General features: G+C 69.3%; 15 protein-coding genes. 9 read left to right on the top strand and 6 right to left on the bottom strand.

Annotated elements, in window-relative coordinates; all coding sequences use genetic code 11:
- Positions 1-19 precede the first annotated feature (19 nt).
- Genes F1D05_RS31015 through sbnA form a run of 3 tightly spaced genes read right to left on the bottom strand, consistent with a single transcriptional unit; the run spans position 20 to position 2245 of the window.
- Positions 20-238 (bottom strand): MbtH family protein, encoded by a 219-nt coding sequence (locus F1D05_RS31015; protein WP_185443930.1) that lies wholly within the window; start codon positions 236-238, stop codon positions 20-22.
- 16 nt (positions 239-254) lie between these two features.
- Positions 255-1244 (bottom strand): 2,3-diaminopropionate biosynthesis protein SbnB, encoded by a 990-nt coding sequence (gene sbnB / locus F1D05_RS31010; protein ID WP_185443929.1) that lies wholly within the window; start codon positions 1242-1244, stop codon positions 255-257.
- Positions 1241-2245 carry a 2,3-diaminopropionate biosynthesis protein SbnA gene (gene sbnA, locus F1D05_RS31005; protein WP_185443928.1) on the bottom strand — a complete coding sequence of 335 codons (1005 nt, stop codon included), beginning with the start codon at positions 2243-2245 and terminating at the stop codon, positions 1241-1243. The genes sbnB and sbnA overlap by 4 nt, the downstream gene beginning before the upstream one ends.
- 735 nt (positions 2246-2980) lie before the next feature.
- On the opposite strand from sbnA, the gene F1D05_RS31000 reads away from it, so the two are divergent.
- The 7 genes from F1D05_RS31000 to F1D05_RS30970 all read left to right on the top strand — a co-directional run bounded on the left by F1D05_RS31000 (position 2981) and on the right by F1D05_RS30970 (position 12760).
- Positions 2981-3292: an acyl carrier protein gene (locus F1D05_RS31000; RefSeq protein ID WP_185443927.1), complete on the top strand. Its 312-nt coding sequence runs from the start codon at positions 2981-2983 to the stop codon at positions 3290-3292.
- A complete protein-coding gene (locus tag F1D05_RS30995; protein ID WP_185443926.1) occupies positions 3292-5046 on the top strand; it encodes an acyl-CoA dehydrogenase family protein in 1755 nt (584 codons plus the stop codon). Before F1D05_RS31000 ends, F1D05_RS30995 begins: the two co-directional genes overlap by 1 nt.
- A gap of 29 nt (positions 5047-5075) precedes the next feature.
- Positions 5076-6860, top strand: coding sequence for a fatty acyl-AMP ligase (locus F1D05_RS30990; RefSeq protein ID WP_185443925.1), 1785 nt, complete (start codon positions 5076-5078; stop codon positions 6858-6860).
- 1 nt (position 6861) lies between these two features.
- On the top strand, positions 6862-7629 hold the full coding sequence (locus F1D05_RS30985) for a 4'-phosphopantetheinyl transferase family protein (protein WP_185443924.1): 768 nt from the start codon (positions 6862-6864) through the stop codon (positions 7627-7629).
- Positions 7630-7728: 99 nt separating this feature from the next.
- Positions 7729-9444 carry an AMP-binding protein gene (locus tag F1D05_RS30980; RefSeq protein ID WP_185443923.1) on the top strand — a complete coding sequence of 572 codons (1716 nt, stop codon included), beginning with the start codon at positions 7729-7731 and terminating at the stop codon, positions 9442-9444.
- A complete protein-coding gene (locus tag F1D05_RS30975; protein ID WP_185443922.1) occupies positions 9444-11132 on the top strand; it encodes an acyl-CoA dehydrogenase family protein in 1689 nt (562 codons plus the stop codon). Before F1D05_RS30980 ends, F1D05_RS30975 begins: the two co-directional genes overlap by 1 nt.
- Positions 11129-12760: a hypothetical protein gene (locus tag F1D05_RS30970; RefSeq protein ID WP_185443921.1), complete on the top strand. Its 1632-nt coding sequence runs from the start codon at positions 11129-11131 to the stop codon at positions 12758-12760. The genes F1D05_RS30975 and F1D05_RS30970 overlap by 4 nt, the downstream gene beginning before the upstream one ends.
- Here F1D05_RS30970 and F1D05_RS30965 read toward each other — a convergent pair.
- The 3 genes from F1D05_RS30965 to F1D05_RS30955 all read right to left on the bottom strand — a co-directional run bounded on the left by F1D05_RS30965 (position 12752) and on the right by F1D05_RS30955 (position 17182).
- Complete coding sequence (locus F1D05_RS30965; protein ID WP_185443920.1) at positions 12752-13792, bottom strand: helix-turn-helix transcriptional regulator; 1041 nt, start codon at positions 13790-13792, stop codon at positions 12752-12754. The two genes, F1D05_RS30970 and F1D05_RS30965, sit on opposite strands and share 9 nt — an antisense overlap.
- Positions 13793-14016: 224 nt before the next feature.
- Positions 14017-16134, bottom strand: coding sequence for a 4-alpha-glucanotransferase (gene malQ, locus F1D05_RS30960; RefSeq protein WP_185443919.1), 2118 nt, complete (start codon positions 16132-16134; stop codon positions 14017-14019).
- Between the two features lie 67 nt (positions 16135-16201).
- Positions 16202-17182 (bottom strand): DUF2157 domain-containing protein, encoded by a 981-nt coding sequence (locus F1D05_RS30955; RefSeq protein WP_185443918.1) that lies wholly within the window; start codon positions 17180-17182, stop codon positions 16202-16204.
- A gap of 79 nt (positions 17183-17261) precedes the next feature.
- On the opposite strand from F1D05_RS30955, the gene F1D05_RS30950 reads away from it, so the two are divergent.
- Together F1D05_RS30950 and F1D05_RS30945 are read left to right on the top strand one after the other, a co-directional pair.
- Positions 17262-18098 (top strand): mechanosensitive ion channel family protein, encoded by an 837-nt coding sequence (locus F1D05_RS30950; protein WP_185443917.1) that lies wholly within the window; start codon positions 17262-17264, stop codon positions 18096-18098.
- A 91-nt stretch (positions 18099-18189) separates the two neighbouring features.
- Positions 18190-19404 (top strand): ROK family transcriptional regulator, encoded by a 1215-nt coding sequence (locus F1D05_RS30945; RefSeq protein ID WP_185443916.1) that lies wholly within the window; start codon positions 18190-18192, stop codon positions 19402-19404.
- Positions 19405-19551 lie beyond the last annotated feature (147 nt).

The following is a 19551-nucleotide window of genomic DNA, read 5'->3' as shown; positions in this document are numbered from 1 at the left end:
GGAAAGGATGGAACGGGTTTCAGGCAGTGGTGGACGCGCTCGCCAGGCGGCGGCGCAGGCTCAGCGGGCGCAGGTCGGTCCAGGTCGCACCGATGTGCGCCAGGCAGGCCTCACGGTCGCCTTCGAACCCAGCCGGCCGCCAGCCCTTCGGAAGCGGCCGGTCAGCGAGCAGTAGCGAGTACTGCTCCTCGTCGTTGCGGACCACCAGATAGGAGCGGTCGTCAGTTGCTTCAGGCATCTTTCTTGCTCCTCTCTCAGGCAGGAATGAAGTCGTTGAAGGTCGCGCCCAGACCGCGCTGCTCCGCCTCTGTCCGGACGAAGTCGGCCAGCGCCATGTCCAGTACGCCGAGGCCGAATGGCGAGTAGACGACGATCTCGTCCGGGCCACGGTCGACGTTCGCCGTACCGCGGAGCAGGGCGCCGATCGGCGCGTCGATGAAGGCGCGGCCGCCGGTCTGCTGCTGGGCCAGGTAGAGCGAGGTGCCCTCCCGGCAGACGTGGTCCGCGTCGTCGACAACATTGCGCGCGGCAACGATCGCGTCGGCGTACAGGTCACGCAGCGACAGGTGCAGTACGACGGTGCCCGGCTGGCAGGCGTCAAGACCTGTGTGCGGCTCGATCGCCGTGGTGGCGAAGGAGATCAGCTTCTGCGCGGCCATGGCCTCGTCGATGGTGGCGGCCTGGTTGGCCTTGACCGGCTTGATCTCCTGGCACTTCTCGGCGAACGACGCGGCCCGCTCGGCGTCGGTGTCGAAGACGGTGAGCTCCTCGATCGAGGGCAACGCCTCGGTGAGGAACCGGAACACCTCCAGGTTGATGACGCCGGTGCCGATCAGCGTGACGCCGGTCGGCGGGTCGCCCGCGGTCAGCTCCTGGGCCGCGACGGCCGCGCTCGCCGCCGTACGGCGGGCAGAGATCTGGGAGCCCTCGATCAGGGCTTCCGGGTGACCGTTCTCCAGCGAGTTGAGCAAGATCGCGGCGCTGGCGCGCTGCAGCCCCCGCTCCACGTTGCCAGGGAAGGAGGCGATCCACTTCATGCCCGCGACCGGCTTGTCGCCACCCGCGAAGGCAGGCAGCCCGATGATCCGGTTGCGGTTGTCGCCGGGGAATCGCAGGAAGACCGAGTGCGGTACCGCGGAGCGGCCCTCGTCGTGCCGCCGGTACGCCGACCGGACCACCTCGAGGGTCTGCTGCTCGCTGCCGGACAGGATCTCCCGCACGTCCGAATGACCGAGGATGATCATGCGGGAACGCTCATCTCAAAGGGTTCCTTCCAGAGGTGGGAGACTTCGCCGAAGTTCCGGCGGACCCAGGTGTCGGAGTAGACGGTGTCGACGTAGCGGTCGCCGCCGTCGGGGAAGATCAGGACGCAGTTCGAGCCGGCCGGGACCCGGTCGGAGAACTTCTCCAGCGCGGCCACGGTCGCGCCGGACGAACCGCCGCCGAGGATCGCCTCGGTCATCAGCAGCCGGCGGCAGGAGACCACCGCCTCCAGGTCGGAGATGTGCACCACCTCGTCGACCATCGAGTTGTCGGCCAGCGGCGGCCGGACCGAGGCGCCGTGCCCCGGCAGCAGTCGCGACGCCGGCGACCCGCCGAAGATCACGCTGCCCACGGCGTCGACCCCGACCACCGTGGTCGGCAGGCCGGCCCGGCGGATGTGGTCGGCGCAGCCGCGCAGGGTGCCGAACGTGCTCACCGAGGCGAACAGGTAGTCGACCTTGCCGGCCAGGGCTTCTTCGATCTCGCGCATCGTCTCGTGGTGTGCGCGGGGGTTCATCGGATTGGCGTACTGGTTCGGCCAGTAGGCGTTCGGGACGGTCGCGGCCAGCTCGCGGACCCGCCGCAGCCGGGCGGCGAGCAGCCCACCGGCCGGATCGGGCTCGGTGACCACCTCCACCTCGACCTTGAACGCGTCCAGGATCGCCAGGTTGCGCTCCGTCGTGTTCCGGTCGACCACGCAGATGAACCGCAGGCCGAAGTACCGGCAGATCTGGGCCAGCCCGATGGCGAGGTTGCCCGAGCTCGACTCCACCACCACCGACCGCCCGGGAACCAGCTCGCCTGACGCCAGTGCCGCCCGGATCATGCTGTAAGCCGTCCGGTCCTTGATGCTGCCGCTGGGATTGAACCGTTCCATCTTCGCGAAAACGCGGGAGTGGAAACCGGGGATCAGGTTCCCCAGCTCCACCAGAGGCGTGTCACCGATGCTGTCGAGAATGCTCGGCACAACTTTTCGCGTCATCTTTGTCACCACCAACCTCACTGCTTCGCCGGTGGCCGGCCGGGACAGTGCCCGGGCGACCTTTCAGGGGACTCACGAACTCCCTTGAAGACTCACCGGCACCGCCATATCGCCCCTATACGGGCTCTCCTGACGTACATGCGGGCCAGAACCGCCGTTCAGCCGGACGTCGTACACCACTCCGGTGGGCCAGTGCCGCGATAAAGGCGTTGAGGTCGGAATTGGTAGTCGACCCCGCCGGACCAGTACGCCGCCCAGCCGCCGCACCGACCCCCACCGGCGTCAGCCATCCGCAGCGAGACTCTGTGCACGGTCTGAGCAGATACCGGCCGGGCAATCACAGATCCCGGTGCACAAAGTCGCACCCCGCCCGAACCCGGGACGTGCTGCCGGGGGCTGGGACACCCTGCCGGGGGCTGGGACACCCTGCCGGGGGCTGGGACACCCTGCCGGCGGCTGGGACACGAAATAGCTTGTCCGAGCCCCCGACATCCTGTCCAAGGTCCAGCCACCCGGCCACAGAACGTGAAAACAGGACGGACGAGCGGCGTGCCTGCCGCTGACTCTGATCCGCACATGCGTCAGGAGAGGCCCTTTACCTCCCCCGCCGCTCCGAGAGCTATCGGCGGAATATAGGCGCGCTCTGGATCGTGGGTCCGGCCGGAGACCCCTGGATGGTGCTCGGCATCCGAGTAGCCGAAAGCACGAAGGTGTGCGCAGAAGGAGCGAGACGACATGTCGCAGATAGACTGGAAAGGTTCTACGCCGGGGGAAACCGAGACCCCGGTCGTGAACCGGGTGGTCACCGCCGCCGAACTCAGCGAGTTCCTGCGCGGCCGGGTGGCGCGGATGATCGGGGTGACGCCGGACGAGGTGGACCCGACGGCACCGCTGGCGTCGATCGGCGTCGACTCGGTGCACGCGATGGAGCTGGTGGCCGAGCTGGAGGAGTGGCTGGGCACGCACGTGCCGGACCACCTGGCCTGGTCCTACCCGACCATCGCGCTGATCTCCGAGCAGCTGGCGAGCGCCGAGAGCCTCGCCTGATGTCCACCGCCACTCACCCGGAGGTGAGAGCGGGCCGGAGCTCGGTACACGAAACCGTCGAGGACTTCGAGGAGTTCCTCGGCGACCCGCGCGCCCCGGGCTCCCGGATCACGTTCGCGGAGCAGATGGAGTACGACGAGCGCGAGGAGAAGGCCGTCCCGGCGTTCGACGCGCTGGCCGAGTGGGGCTATCCACTGCACTACGTACCGGCGGCCGAGGGTGGCCGGTTCCACGACATGGAGCGGATGTTCGGGCTGATCCGTTCGCTGGCCCGCCGTGACATGACCCCGGCGCTGAGCTCGGGCGCCACCTTCCTCGGTGCGATGCCGGTCTGGGGCTGGGGTGACGATGCCCAGCGGGCCCGGGTCGCCGAGCTGATCAAGGGCGGTGCGTTCGGAGCTTTCGGCCTGTCCGAGGCTGATCACGGTTGTGACGTCGTGGCCGGCGAGGTGCTCGCCGAGGGCGGCGATGAGGCGGGCTACCTGCTGACCGGGACCAAGTGGCCGATCGGGAACGGCATCCGCAGTACGTTCGCCACCATCTTCGCCCGGACCGGGCCGGCCGGACCGCGCGGCTTCTCCGCCTTCCTGGTGGACAAGGAGAATCTCAACCCGTTGCACTGGGCAACCGAGCCGCGGGTGAAGACGCTCGGCCTGCGCGGCGCGGACGTCTCCGGGATCACCCTGAACGACTGCCCGGTCCCGGCCAGTGCCGTCATCGGCAGCCGTGGTCGCGGGATGGAAGAGGCCATCAAGACCCTGCAGATCAGCCGGACCCTGGTGACCGCGATGTCGATGGGAGTCGCCGACACCGGTCTCCGCACCACTCTCGACCACATCCGCGGCCGCCGGCTCTACGGCCGCACCGTGCACGAGATCCAGGTGATCCGCGAACAAGTACTGGCGGCGTACGTCGATCTGCTGGTCGCCGAATGCACCACGGCAGCCACGGCACGGGCCATCTCGGTCATGCCGGCGCGGCTCAGCCTGTGGTCGTCGGTCACGAAGTACCTGGTCCCTGGTCTGATCGACGAGGTGCTGAGCAGTCTCGGCTCGGTCCTGGCCGCGCGGCACTTCATGCGCGAGGGCGTGAACGACGGCATCTTCCAGAAGATGCTGCGGGACAACAGGATCGTCAGCATCTTCGAAGGAACCAGCCACGTCCACCAGCACGTGGTGGCCAGCCAGTTACCTTCGCTGTTGCTGCGGCCCGAGTACGACCTGAACACCGAGGCCCTGCTGCAGGACCTCTACGACCATGAGTACGAGCCGCCGGAGTGGGATCTGCGCTTCGACCGGTTCAAGCTCACCAACGGTGGCCTGGACGAGATCACGCAGAGCCTTCCGGACGTCGTCGCGGCGATCCCGGCGGAGTACGTGACGCTCGAGCAGGTGGCCGGAGAAGTCCTTGCGGTACAGGAGAAACTGCAGCAAGGCGTCCGGGAACTGGTGAAGCAGGGCAATGACCTGCACTCCAACTCACGCGGCTTCACCCTGGCGCGACAGCACTGCCTGGTCCATGCGGCGGCGGCCTGTCTGCACACCTGGAACGCCAACGCGGGCCGTGGCGGATTCGTCGGCCGGCCCGAGTGGGTCGTGCTCGCCCTGCAGCGGATCCTCACCCGGCTCATCCCCGACCAGCAGCTCGATCCGGACAGCCTCGTCGTGGTCGAGGCCGAGATGCTCAGCAGCTGGGAGGACGAGCGGCTCTTCTCCCTCGTCCCGCTCCGGCTCGGCGGCACCGCGGCTGCCTGACCCGACCGACGCCCCTAGGAAGGAAACCCATGCAGCACAACGACATCTTCCACTCGACCCGGGAGTACGCGCAGGTGATCGGCGATCAGAACGCGATCGTCTTCCTGCCCGACGGTCCCGGTTCGGCGGTACGGACCGAGCTCAGCTACGGCGAGCTCGACCTCCGGTCGCGGCGACTGGCCTCCTGGCTGCAGGAGCACCGCGCCGCGGGCGACCGCGTGCTGCTCCTCTATCCGCCCGGTGCCGCCTTCGTGACTGCCTTCTTCGCCTGCCTGTACGCCGGGATGATCCCGGTGCCGGCCCCATTGCCCGCCGGTGACGGCAAGGGCAAGGTCGACCGGCTCCGCACGATCGTCAACGCGGCCGGCTGTTCCGTGCTCTTCACCGACCACGCGAACCTCGCCGACCTGCAGGAGCAGCTCGCTGAACTGATCGACCACGACATCCTCTGCGCCGCCACCGACGCCGACGACCTCGGCGACCCGGACGGCTGGCGCGAGCCGGTGATCCGGCCGGAAACGCTTGCCCTGCTGCAGTTCACGTCGGGTTCGACCAGCGAGCCACGGGGCGTGATGGTTTCGCACGAGAGCCTCTGGGCCAACCTCGACCTGATCAAGCGGACCTTCGGCCTGCCGACCTGCGCGAAGGTCGCGTCCTGGCTGCCGCACTATCACGACATGGGCCTGATCGGCGGGTCACTGTCGACGATCTTCCTCGGCGGCACGCTCTGGCTGATGTCGCCGATGAGCTTCCTGCGCGACCCGTACCGCTGGCTCGACCTGATCGACCAAGAAGGCATCCACATCAGCCCGGCGCCGAACTTCGCCTACGACCTCTGCGTACGGCGGATCAAGCCGGCTCAGGTCGAGCAGCTCGACCTGAGCCGCTGGCGGCACGCACTCAACGGCGCTGAGCCGGTCGACCCCGCCACCCTGAGGCGGTTCGAGCTGCACTTCGCCCCGGCCGGCCTGCGGCCGGAGACGATCCGGCCCTGCTACGGGATGGCCGAGGTCGGCCTGCTGGTCACCGGCACCGACGAGAACCGGCGGGCGCAACCGGTCCGGGTCGACGCCGCCGACATCGAGCGCCGCCTGTTCACTCCCACCGACGACGTGGCCGCCGGCCGCGAGCTGACCAGCAGCGGGCCGGTCCCGACCGGCTTCGACCTGCGGATCGTCGATCCGGACTCCCGCACCCCGCTGGAGGACGGCCGGATCGGCGAGATCTGGCTGAGCGGTCCGAGTGTCGCCCTGGGCTACTGGGGCAAGCCGGACGAGAGCGCGGCCGTGTTCGACGCCTACACCAACGACGACGAAGGCCCGTACCTGCGGACCGGCGACCTGGGCGTCTGCCACGACGGCGATCTCTACATCACCGGCCGGATCAAGGAACTCATCATCGTCAACGGCCGCAACATCTATCCGCAGGACTTGGAGCGCAAGCTCGGCCTGCTGCACCCGGCCCTGTCCGAGGGTGCCAGCGCCGCGTTCGGTGTTCCCGGTGACGGCGCCGAGCGGATCGTCGTCATCCAGGAGATCCGGACCGCCGGAGCGGCCGCGCCGACCGAGCTCCAGCAGCTCGCCGATCTGGTCAAGTCCGAGCTCTCGGCGTACGCCGGCAGCCCGGTCGCGAACGTGTGCTTCGTCAAGCGCGGCGGCGTACTCCGCACCACCAGCGGCAAGGTCCGCCGGACCAGCATGCGGGAGTTGTTCGTCACCGACCGGCTGCAGCCGCACTTCGAGGACCTCGAGCCCTCGGTCAAGAAGTTGCACCGGGCAAGCGTCATGGAGGCACTCGCCGGAGCCGGAGTGTGAGATGACCGTGTACACCCATGGGTTCCCACCACCGCCGACAAGCGGCGCGGTGCACCTGTTCCGGGGCAGGGCCCCGACCGAGCCGGACGCGGCCGACCTGGCGGTGCTGGATGCCGCCGAGCTGGAGCGGTTCGCCCGGATGGTGCCGTCGGCCGGCGCGCAGTTCGCCGGTTCACGGGCCGCGGTACGGCGAATCCTGGCCGCGTACGTCCGGGAGACGCCGGGCCGGCTGGGCTTCGGTCGACGGATCTGTCCTGGCTGTGGCAGTCCTGACCACGGACCGCCAGAGCTGATCAAGCCACGGACAGGGCTGGCGTTCAGCCTCTCCAGATCCGACTACGACTGGCTGCTCGCGGTTACCAAGGACCGCTTGGTCGGGGTCGACATCGAAGGTGCCGCCGCGGTCGATTTCGATCGGGTCGCGCCGATGGTGATGACACCTGCCGAGCTGGCAGCGCTGCGCGCCGAACCTGACGCACAGGCCCGGAAGGCATTGTTCCTGCGCTGCTGGACCAGAAAGGAGGCGGTGCTGAAAGCCAGCGGGATCGGTCTGATGGCACCACTGCGCGAGATCGACGTCCAGCCTGCCTCCAACGGGCTGGTGACGGTGTCCCACGAAGCCATCGTCGGCGCCTCTGCCTGGTCGGTCCAGGACCTGTCCGCGGGGTCGCGCTGTGTCGCCGCACTGGCACTTCAAGCGGGTCTGCCACCGGTCGAGATCAGCTGGCCGGCGATCGATTGGCAGCAACTTGCAGTCGGCGTTTCATGACAGTCGGAACCGCACTTCGAGCTGATGAAGTCGTCAATACTCACCGATAGGACGACGAACGGCCACACCAGTCGTAACAGTTCGGTAGGAGGCGATGACGTGAACGAGGATCTGGTCACCAGGTTCGGCCGGCAGGTGCGGGACGACCCGTCCCGCCCGGCGCTGATCGAGGTCAGCCACCGGGACGGGCGGGCCGCCACCGGCACCGCGACGTACGGGGAACTGCATGACGGGGCCAGGGCGATCGCCGGGTGGCTGCGGGCCCACGCGGTCCCCGGCGACCGGGTGCTGCTGCTCTACCCGTCCTCGATCGACTTCGCCAAGGCGTTCTGGGGTTGTCTGTACGCCGGTTGCGTGCCGGTACCGGCTCCGCTGCCCGGCACCTTCGGTCATCACCTGTCGCTCACCACCGGCATCGCCCTGGATGCCGGGCCGCGGCTGGTGCTGACCGACACCGAGCACCTGGACGGGGTGGCGGACTGGCTGATCCAGGACCGGCTGAACGAGCTGGCCCTGTTCGCCACCGACCTGGTCGACCTGTCCCGGGTGCAGGCCGCCGGACCGATCGAGGTGCACGGGTCGTCGCCGGCATTCGTGCAGTACACCTCGACCGGCACGGACCTGGCCGGGCACTCGATCTCGCATGCGGGCCTGGCCCGAGACATCGAGATGCTCGACAACACGCTGGACCTGGCCGCGCACGGCACGATCGGCGGCTGGCTGCCGATGCACCACAACCTCGGCCTGGTCGGCCTGCTGCTGGCGCCGCTGGCGGTCGGCGCGACCAGCGTGCTGATGTCCCCGACGGAGTTCCTGAAGCACCCGCAGCGGTGGCTGCAGCTGATCGACACCTTCGACATCCGGCTGACCGCGGCGCCGAACTTCGCCTACGACCACTGCGTCCGCAGGATCTCCGCCGAGGTCGCGAGCATCTTCGACCTGTCCAGGCTTCGTACTGCGGTGAACGGGCCGGAGCCGGTCTCGGCAGCCACCCTGACTGCCTTCGCTGAGCGCTTCGCGCCGTCCGGGCTGAACCCGCGTGCGCTCACGCCCGCCTACGGTCCGGCCGACGGCGCCCGGCTGATCACCGTCTCCCCACCCGGCGACCGGATCGACGGCCCGCTCGTCACGCCGGCCGATCGCTGGGCCCTCGAACGCGACACCCTGCAGCCCGCGGCCGGTGGACTCGACCTGGTCAGCTGCGGTCCCGTGGAAGGCACCGGGCTGCAGGTCTTCAACTCCGCGACCCAGACCGAGCTGCTGGACGGCCTGGTCGGTGAGATCTGGCTGGACGGCTATGCGCCGACCGGCGATCTCGGCGTGATCCACGGCGGCCAGCTGTACCGGACCGGCCGGGTCAACGACCGGCTGGCCATCGACGGCCGCAGCCTCTACGCCCACGACATCGAGCAGGAGCTCAGCCAGCTCGAGCCTGCCTTCGCCGACCTGCCCGGCTGCGTCTGCGCGGTCGACGTACCGCGGGAAGAACTCGTTGTCCTGCAGGAGGTCCCGGCACGCACCAGCAACGGAGATCTGACCGCGCTGGCGACTGCCGTCCGCGACGCGCTACGGGATCGGTACCGGGTGCGGGTCGCCAATGTCGTCTTCCTGAGGCCAGGGCAGATCCACCGAGTCGCTGGGCGGGTGCAGCGCACGCTGATGCGCGAGCTGTTCCGCAGTGACGCGCTCGCTCCCGTCTACGAGGTGCTGGGCCGTCAGACCCGTCAACGGTTCCGCTTCACCGAGCCACTGCCGGCACCCGCGGTGCCGGCCCGACGCAGGAACGCCGCTGTCCCGGCCGTGGCGGCGCAGTGATGCTCAAGCCGCACCAGTTGGCTGCCGAGCTCGAGGCCAGGCTGGGCGACCCCACCGACCCCGATCAGCTCTTCTCGTACGAGAACTGCGCAGGCCTGGACGCACGGGACGAGTTCCCGGCCGCCATCTGCGACCAGCTCGACGGCCTGGGCCTATCGACGTACTACGTGCCACCGCAGTACGGCGGCGCGTTGCAGAACTACGAGGACCTCTTCCAGCTGCTGCGCACGGTGGCTCGGCGGGACATGACTGTCGCGGTCGCCCACGGAGCGGCGTACGTCGATGCGGTGCCGACCTGGATCGCCGCCGCACCCCCGCTGGCCTTGCGACTCGGGGTCGAACTGGTGCGAGGTCACAGGGCCGAGCGGCGGTTCCGGGGCGGTGGGGTGGGCGACGCGTTGGACATGGCCAGCAGTCCACCGGATCCGATCGGTCCACCTGTGGCAGCGGCCTCGCCGGCCGGCTACGTACTGACCGGAACAACACCGGCAGCGCCGCGGACTCGTGGCGGGCTCACCGGGCTGCTGGCTCGAACCGGTGACGACCTCATGGAAATGTCGATGTTCCTGGTCGAGACAGAGCGCGCTCAGCTCGCGCCGCCCGCCCGGCTGCACGGCATTCGCGGTACGGACCACGGCAGCCTCACCCTGCACGACACCGAGGTGGCGGCCACCGACCTGATCGGGACCGAGGGTTCAGGCGTCGAGCTGGCCATGAAGAGCCGGCAGCTGACCTGGATCGTCGACGCGGCGGTCTCGCTGGGCGGCATCGACCAGGTACTGCGGCTGGCCCTCGACCGGGTGATCGAGGACACCGTCTACGACCTTCGTCTGGTCGACCTGCCGCAGGTGCGCCGGCGACTCACCGAGGCCTATGCGGATCTGCTCGCGGCCGAGGCGGTGGCGTTGGTCGCCACCAGGAGCGTGCAGGTCAGCACGGACGAACTGGCGGTGGTCGGACCGGCCGCGACAGTGTTCCTTCGCGACCGGGCCGACGACCTGATCCGGCTCGCCGCGGAACTCACGACGGACGAAGGCAGAGTCGGCAAGGCGCTACGCGATCACCAGACAGCCGGTGCCGTCTCTGGCGGGGTCCGGGTGCTGCGAAGCCTTGCGGGACAGCTGCCGTTGCTGGTCCGCACCTATGGACAACCGGCGCCGCTAGCACCTGCCGCGGCCCTGACCACCGACCTGCCCGAGCTGCGTGCGGATCAACTGCAACTGTTGTCCCGCAACGGCTCGTCACTGATGAACGGTCTGCCGGTCGCGGTGGCCGAGCTCGAATCGCTGGCCAACGCGGGAGTGGTCAGCCATCAGCTCGCCGGGAGCGCCGAGGTAGTACTGAGTGTCGCCAACGACCTGCACTGTCAGCTGGCCGACGCCATCGACCCGACGGTCGCGCTGGAGCTGGGCAAGAGGTACTCGCTCTGCTTCGCCGCGTCCGCCTGCCTGCAGGTCTGGTTGCGGAACTACGCGGACCATCCCAAAGACGATCTCTGGACCGGCGGCGTCTGGCTGGAGGCCTGTCTGGTCCGGCTGCTCGGCCTGATGCGGGTCCCGCCGGCGGGACTCGCCGAGACCGTGCAGATCGCCTACGGCCGGCTGATGCCTGCCATGGTTCAGCAACTGCGCTCCGGCCGGCTGCTGTCCCTGTTCCCCTACCCCCTTTCCGAAGAGAGCCGGCCATGACGTCGACCGCGACACTGCAGCCTGCCGAGGTCGAGTCGGCCCTCGGGGATGCGGCCGACGCCCACAACCCGTTCAGCTTCGACGCTGTCATCGGTGCCGACGAGGCCGCCGTACCGCTGCCTGGTGCCAGTGAACTCCTGAAGGCGATCAACTGGAGTGCCGAGCTGGTGCCGCGGATCCACGGCGGACGGCTGAGCACGACCGATCGTCTGGTTCAGTTGCTGCGCCCGCTGTTTCGCAGAGACGCCACAGTCGGCCTCGGTGCCGGGATAGCGCCACTACTCAGCTCATCGCTCGTCTGGTCCTCCGGCGATCCCAGTCAGCAGGAGCCGCTCGCTAAGACCATGCTCGTCAACCGCCTGCCGCTGGCGTCGTACGGCGAGCCCGACAGCCAGCTGGCCGGGTCGGAGCTGGTGGCACGCCGGTACGGCGACGAGCTGGCGCTGGAGGGATCGCGCCCCGCGGTGTCGGGCCTGACCGGCTGGGATGCGCCGGTCGCCGTCGTAGCGCGAACAGGCTCCGCGCTGGGCAGTACGAAGTACTCGGTGCTGCTGTTGCCGCATGGGCAGACGCCTCCGGCACCGCGGCAACACACAGGCGTTCGAGGACTGCGGTTCGGCGACCTGGACCTGGGAGAACAGCGGCAGGACGCACAGCTGGTCGGCGGCTTCAACGGCGGCATCGAGCTGGCCAGGACTGCCTTGGCTGTCACCCGGACCACCTTGGCCGGCGCCACCGTTGGACTGCTGGACACGCAACTGCGGGCAGCTGTCGAGTCGGCTCAACGACGGCAGCGCCTGCCGTACGTACGGTCCGCGCTGGCCGGAGCTTTCGTCGATCTCTTGGTGCTCGACTGTCTGGCCACCGTCGCGGGACGCGCGCTGCACCTGATGCCTGGGCGCCCCGCGAGCTATCTGGACGCTGTAGACCGACTGGCCGTCGTACTGGCTCGTGACGTGATCGCCGCACTCGACGGCGTCCTCGGAATTGAGGCGCATCGGCGGGACGGGCGGTACGCGATCTTCCAGAAGCACCGGCGCGATCTGCAGGCCGCTCCGCTGGTCGCGACAGGTGGCGCCCGGCGTCGATCAGCTCTGATTCCGGAGCTACCGGGTGGTGCGTCCGAGCGCGACTCCCCCGACCCGGCCACGCTGTTCGGTCTCGGCGAACCGCTGCCGGATCTCGACTTCGCCCACCTGGCGAGGGCCCGGGCCAGTCCGGGAGATCCGTTGGCCGCCATCACAGCCGAGCTGCTCCCCGGGGACCTGCTCGCGTCGTACGGCGATCAGCTCGCCACCGGCGTACGGCAGGTGCAGGCGCGGAGTAGGACGCTGCCCCCGAGGGACAGAACGCCGCTGGCCACCCCGGACTCGTTCGCGTTGGCCGGACGGTATGCGGTGCTGGTCGCGGCGGCTTCCTGCATCGGGGTCTGGCGTCACAACCAGCGAGGTTTCGTCCAGGACCCGGCCTGGCTGACGGCGGCACTGCATCGGCTGGTGCAGCGGCTCGGCGAGTCGACCCCCAGCCTGCCGGCCGACGTAGAGAACCGCGTGATGACCGAATTGCTCGCCCGGCACCGCGACCGGCAGGCCTTCGACCTTGCCGCCTGCCACCTCGGCTCAGGCTGAGTCGGAGCTCGCGGGCGCCGGCAGGAACTGGTCGTCGTCGTCGACCGGCAGCCAGCCGGCGCGAATCGCCCGGACCCCGGCCTGGAAACGGCTGCGGGCATCGAGCCGGACCATCAGGTCGGCCGTCAGCCGGCGACTGGTCCGGACCGAGACACCGAGCCGGCGAGCCACCACCTCGTCGGTGTGACCCTCGGCGAGCAATTGGACGACCGCCCGTTCCTGCCGGGTCAGACCGACGTCGTCGCGGCCGGACCGGCTGCCGCCGAACGCGGCGCTCTTCTCCCAGACGGCTTCGAAGAGGGCGCAGAGAGCCGCGACGACACCGGTGTCGCGGATCAGCAGCGCGCCCTGTGCGCTGTCGGTGACGTCCATCGGCACCATCACGCACTTGCGGTCCGTGATCAGCATCCGCAACGGCAGCGTCGCGGTGGTGCGGATCCGCGCACCCCGCTCGTGCAACCAGCCGACGTAGCGGGCGGTGGGACCGTCGTTGGCCAGGCTGTCCAGGTAGACACCCCGCATCCGGACCCCACGCTCCAGCATCGACTCGTCCAGCGGCCGGCCCGCCTCCATGCTGGCCGCGGACTGCGGACCGCCGTCGGAGAAGGCCAGAATCTCGGTCTCGACGCCGGCCATCAGCGCCTCCAGCCGGAGCCGGATATTGTCCAGCCCGACCAGCCGCTCGGCGTCGTGGTACCCGCTGGCGGCGGCGCGGTCGCCGTACTCGGCGACGATCTCCTCGATCGCGACCCGGCTGGCCACGACCTCCTTCTGCTTGTCCAGCAGCGCCAGCTCCTGCTGGGTCAGCAGCGGCACCAGGCTGACCTCGGGGCTGACCAGATGCAGTTCGTGCGGGCGTTCCCAGGAGTAGCGCACCAGGGCGAGCTCGAGCAGTTCGTTGACGCCGACCTCGAGGCGGTCGACCGGCCAGCCCACCCGGGCGGCCAGCGGTGGAATCTCGGTCCGGGGGTCCTCCAGCAGACACCGGTAGATCTTCTCGGCGTCGGCCGACAGTCCCAACGGTCTGAGCATGTGTTCGTCCACGGATCCGCTTCTCACCGATATGCCTCCCCAAGCAGCCGGCTCCCGGTCGACGGACACCTTCCTCGACCGCCTCTTCGCATCAACTCCAAGAGCCATTACGAACGACAGTACTGACCCGCCGGGCCATCGCGCGCATTTGATCAGACCCGGGCGGCACTGGTGTGACAACGATTCGATCAGGATCGAAAAGCTTGCAGGGTGGGGGTTTCGGGCTATATGGACAAAGTCCCGATCAGTCGCCGCAACCGGTGGTTGGTGGGCAGATCCTCAAGCATGACAGGCATTCCGTCCGGGCCGCCGAGCGGGATCCGCCAGTTCGGGTACTCGTCGGTGGTGCCCGGCTGGTTCTGCGTACGCCGTTCGCCCACCGCGTCGGTCAACGCGACACCGACCAATTTGGCCGGGGTGTGCGCGACGTACCGGTGCAGGGCTTCCACGATCCGTTCCACGTCACCGTCGGCATTGCCGAGCAAATGCCTTTCCCGCAAGGCGTTCAGCCACGCATCGCGATCCGCCTCGTCCACAGCGAGCTCTTCGGCGACCGGCCGGGTCAGCAGGCCGAGGCGATCGCGGAGTTCGACATGATCGCCGGCCAGGTAACCCGCTGTGGGCGGAAGGTCATGCGTCGTCACCGTTGCCAGGCAGAGTTCCCGCCACCTCTCGGGTGCCAGCGGCTGACCATCGGCGTCGCGCTCGAACCAGAGCACCGACGTACCGAGGATGCCGCGTTCGGTGAGGTAGTCGCGCACCCATGGCTCGACCGTGCCGAGGTCCTCTCCCACCACGACGATGCCGGCCCGGGCCGCTTCGAGGACGAGGATCCCGATCAAGGCTTCGTGGTCGTAGCGGACGTAGGTGCCGGCGGTCGGCGACTCGGGCGAGGTCACCCACCAGAGCCGGAACATCCCCAGGATGTGGTCGATCCGCAGGCCGCCGCCGTGCCGGATCACCGCCCGGACCAGGTCCCGCCACGGCGCGTAGCCGGTCTCGGCCAGGGCGTCCGGCCGCCACGGCGGCTGGGACCAGTCCTGGCCCTGCTGGTTGAACGCGTCCGGCGGAGCGCCGACGTGGATTCCAGCGGCGAGCACCCGCTGCAAGGCCCACGCGTCGGCGCCGTCCGGGTGCACGCCGACCGCGAGGTCGTGCAGGATCCCGAGCGACATTCCCGCGCCCTTCGCCCGCGCCTGGGTCCTGGCCAGCTGCTCGTCCAGCTGCCACTGCAACCAGCAGTGGAACTCGACCGCATCCGGATTGTCGTTGCGAAAGGCAACCACTGGTCCCGAGGACGGATCGCGCAGCTCTTCGGGCCATTTGCTCCACTCCGGCCCGTGCACGTCGGCGATCGCGGCCCAGGTGGCGAAGTCGATCAGCCCCTGGCCCTCCCGGTCGCAGTACGCGCCGTACTCCGCGATCCGGCCGATCGACGGTCGGGCGCCGAACAGCAACTGCAGCGCCTCCCGCTTGGCGGCCCAGACGGTGTCGCGGTCCAGTGCGTTCGCGTCCTCGCTCAGCGCGCGGGTCTGCAGGCTGAGCGCCCGGACCTGATCGCGCTCGGCCGGCGCGAGATCGCCGTACTCGTCGATGTCCTCGATCCGCAGGTACAGCGGGTTCGAGAACCGCCGCGACGCCGGCAGGTACGGCGAGGGCTCCATCCGGCCGGCCGTCTCGGCGGCGTGCAGCGGATTGATCAGGACAAAGCCGGCGCCGAGGTCGTTGGCGGACCAGGCGGCGAGATCCGCGAGGTCGTGCAGGTCGCCGATCCCCCAGGAGCGGCGCGAGCGAACGGAGTACAGCTGCAGCACCCATCCCCAGGTCCGCTGCAACTTCTGCGGCTCGAGCTTCTGCGGGGTGACGATCACCGTGCCGACGGAGATCTCCGGGTTGCTGCCGATCCGTGCGCACAGCCGGTGGTAGCCGAGCGGTAGATCACCGGGCAACTGGAAGGTGGCCTCGCCGATCTGCACGCCGTCCACCCACTCCGGCTCGACCAGGTGGTCCTGCTGCGCGATATCCCGGCGCTGACCGCCGTCCTCCAGATCGAGCCAGACCTCGGCCGTCGAGCCATGCGGCAGGTGTACGGCGAACCACGGCGTCCAGCCTTCTCGCAGCACGACAGTGGCGGGCAGCACCCGGCGCCAGCGAACTTGGCGGTGCACCGCCAGAGCATCAGCGGCCCGCTGTGGCGTCGACGCATCCACCCCGAGCGCGGCCAGCACAGCGGCGACCACCTCGCTGGAGACCAGCACATGTTCCCCCTGCCAGTCCCAGTACTCAGTCGCCACCCCATGGGCGACGGCGAGCTCGACAAGGTCAGGAGTAGGAGCAGTCACGCGAGCGAGTCTGCCGTATGGAGGCCGCCCCGGTGAACAGACCACAGCAACCGGGGTGTCGTCTCGATCAGGTGACCTGGCGTTGGCGGCGGGTCAGGAGGAGTACTGAGATGAGCAAGGCAGCGCTGGCGACCACTAGGCCGATGGCGACGCCGGCGACGTTGTCGGTCAACTGGTAGAGCGCTGTTGGCCAGATGACCAGCAGGATCGAGCAGCCGACCACCGCGTACGCCGACGCGTGGCGGCGACCGTAGGCGACCAGGAGAGCCGCCGGGCCCGCAGTACCGACAGCGAGGGCCATCACCTCGCCGCGCTCCTGGATGAGCCAGCAGATCGACGAGCTGAACATCGCGGCCCCACCCAGCGCCCACGCGGTCACCTGATCCCGGACCAGGCCGAGCATGGACATCACGAACGCGACCAGGATGAACCCCGTCCCGGCGATACCGGCCGAGTTGGTGGCCGTGCCGTTGTCGGGTGTCAACACGTCCGCGGTGAGCACCACGACCCCGACGCCCATCACCGCGAAAGTTGCCACTAGCAACGATGAGCCCGCGAGCCACCAGAGCCCGACGGCGGCCAGGGCGAGCGCGACGGCGACGCCGATGACCCGGCCCGCCTCACCCTCGACGGCGACGTACGTGGCGAAGCCGGCGACGCAGCAGCCGAGTGAAGCCAACGCGGAGCTGAGCTGTTCGCGGCGCTGGAGCACGGCGAGGACAACGGCTGTTCCGAGCAGGATGACTGCCGCACTGCCGCCCGTACTGATCCTGGCGGCGCGGCTCATCTCACCCCAGTTCGCGAGCGTGAGGAGCGCCACAGCGCCCAGGAGGAGCGCACCGCCTAGGTAGCCGAGCACCTCGGTCAACGCGGACGAGTGGGTGGCGGCAGGTGGCGTCCTTGGCGCACGCGGCTCCGCGTCCGCAGTACCGGAGCTGGGCTGGGAGGAGTCGGCCTCGGCTGCGTCGCGCAGTGCGTCCGCCTGGTACTCGCGGAGCACACCCGCACTCACCAGCCTGCGCAGCTCGTCATCCAGCCGGGTCGGCATGACCTTGTCTTCCTCCTCGCGGACTTCTCGGGGTGGGGGAACCTGAGCGGCGAACGGATCACTACAGTAGGGCGGCGAGATGCCTATTCTGCTCAGTCACCCCGTGTCCCTGCTCAGTCACCCCCTGTTTTCGCTCCCAGCAGCGTTCCCGACGTTCTTCCGTAGAGGCAACGACGGCAAGCTGGAAGTGACCGATCAGATCGTCGCCGTGCCGGCCCGGATCGCCGGGCTGATCGTGGCCTTCTTCGTGATCCGATGGGTGCTGCACAAGGCGATCCGGCGATTCGCCCGGCGGACCGGGAACGGCGCCGTGGCCGGCGTCCTGGCCAGGTCCAAGCGCGGCCAGGAGTTCGTCGAGCAGAACCTGCTGAACGAGCGCCGGACCCAGCGCGCCGAGACCATCGGGTCGCTGCTGTGCAGCACGGTCACTATCATCCTGACCGCCATCCTGGTGGTGATGGTGCTGGCCGAGCTCGGCTTCAACATCCTGCCGGTGGTGGCGTCGGCGAGCATCATCGGCGTCGCGCTCGGATTCGGCGCGCAGACGCTGGTGAAGGACTTCCTGGCCGGCGTGTTCATGATCTTCGAGGACCAGTACGCCGTCGGCGACCTGGTCGACATGGAGAAGGCCACCGGCGTCGTCGAGGCGGTCGGCCTGCGCGTCACCCAGCTGCGCGGCGAGGACGGCACCACCTGGTACGTGCGGAACGGCGAGGTGCTCCGGGTCGGCAACCTGACCACCCGTGACCCCGACGCTCCGCGGTCGTCGACGACCGGCGTGGGTAGCGCCGCTGAGGCCGCCGACGGACTGGTCTCGATCGACACACCGAGTGACGAGCCGGCCGAGAGCCGCAGTACGGCGTCCGACCCGGCCGCACCGCATCGCGGGGTCGGTGGGCACGAACGGGAGAGCTGACCAGCGCGTCCGGGAGCGATTCCGGTTTGAGAGCGGTCTCAGCGGGATATCGTTGACCGACTGGTGACTTTGGTTGGCGGAAGGACTCGGGGTGGCTCGACCGGCAGGTTCGGCGCGATTGCTGCGCGGAATGAACGAGGCCGCCGCCCTGGCGTACCTGTTCGAGCGCGGGCCGTTGACGCGGACAGACTTACGGGACCTGACCGGGCTGTCGAAGCCGACCGCGTCCGAGGTGCTGCGGCGGCTGGAGGATGCCGGGCTGGCGATCGTCGTCGGGCACTCCAGCGGCGGCCCCGGGCCCAACGCGGCCATGTACGCCGCGAACGCCGACGCCGGCTACATCGCGGCGCTGTCGATCCGCGATGTCAGCGGCCGCGATGTCGGGGGAAGCCACCAGCCGTCGGTCTCGGCGATCATCGCGGACCTGGCCGGCGAGGTGCGGGCGACCGTCGAGAGCAATGTGACCTTCGACGGCGCGGACCCGGTCGACATCGTGGCGGACATCGTCAGCGAGCTCTGCCGGCAGGCGCGGATCCCACGCGACCTGCTGCTGCAGGTGCAACTCGGCGTACCGGGTTCGCCTGATCCGCGTACCGGCGACATCCGCTACATCGACGTGCCGGGGCTGGACCGGCCCGGGTTGGTGAACGAGATCCGGGCCCGGCTGGAGACCGAGGTGATGGTCGACAACGACGTGAACCTGGCGGCGATCGCCGAGCGTTCGCACGGCGTCGCGGCTGACGTCGACGCGTTCACGGTGCTCTGGCTGGCCGGGGGTTCCGGCTTCGCGATCGACCAGGGCGGCACGCTGATGCGCGGAGCTCACGGCTGCGCGGGTGAGCTCGGCTACATGCCCGTCCCGGCGATCGGGACCGAAGCACGCGACTTCCACGACCTGGTTGGTGGCGGTCCGGTCCTCGACCTCGGTGAGCAGTTCGGCCTCACCGGCGGTACGCCGCAGGAAGTGGTCGCCGCGGCCGTCGAGGCGCTCGACGACGACCGCGCCCGCGAGTTCCTGAAGGTCCTGGCCGAGCGGGTCGCGATCGGGCTGATGTCGGTCATCACGCTGATCGACCCACCGCTGATCGTGCTGGCAGGCGAAGTCTCCCAGGCCGGCGGCACGGCCCTGCGCGACGAGGTCGTCGACGCCTTGGCCGCTCGTTCCCCACTCGGCACCCAGTTGGAGGTCACCGGTGTAACCGGCGACGCCGTCCTCCTCGGCGCGGTGAGCTCCGCGACCACCGCAGTACAAGACCGCCTGCTGGCGGCACTTACCTCCCCGCAGCCCGCTGCCGTCCCCAGCTGAGCGCCTCTCGCCCACCCCGACTCACGTCGCGGGCGGCGGCGTTGTGCCCACCCGGCCCCATGGCGGGGCGGCGGTCACGCCGATCAAACTCGCGTCGCCTCTGATCCTTCTCCGTACTATGGCAAAACGAGCTGTTGCGCCTAGGTG

Origin of the sequence: Kribbella qitaiheensis (assembly GCF_014217565.1) — a bacterium.
GTDB lineage: Bacteria > Actinomycetota > Actinomycetes > Propionibacteriales > Kribbellaceae > Kribbella > Kribbella qitaiheensis_A.
The sequence above is the reverse complement of the archived record's forward strand: the minus strand, read 5'-3'. Positions and strand labels throughout refer to the sequence as shown.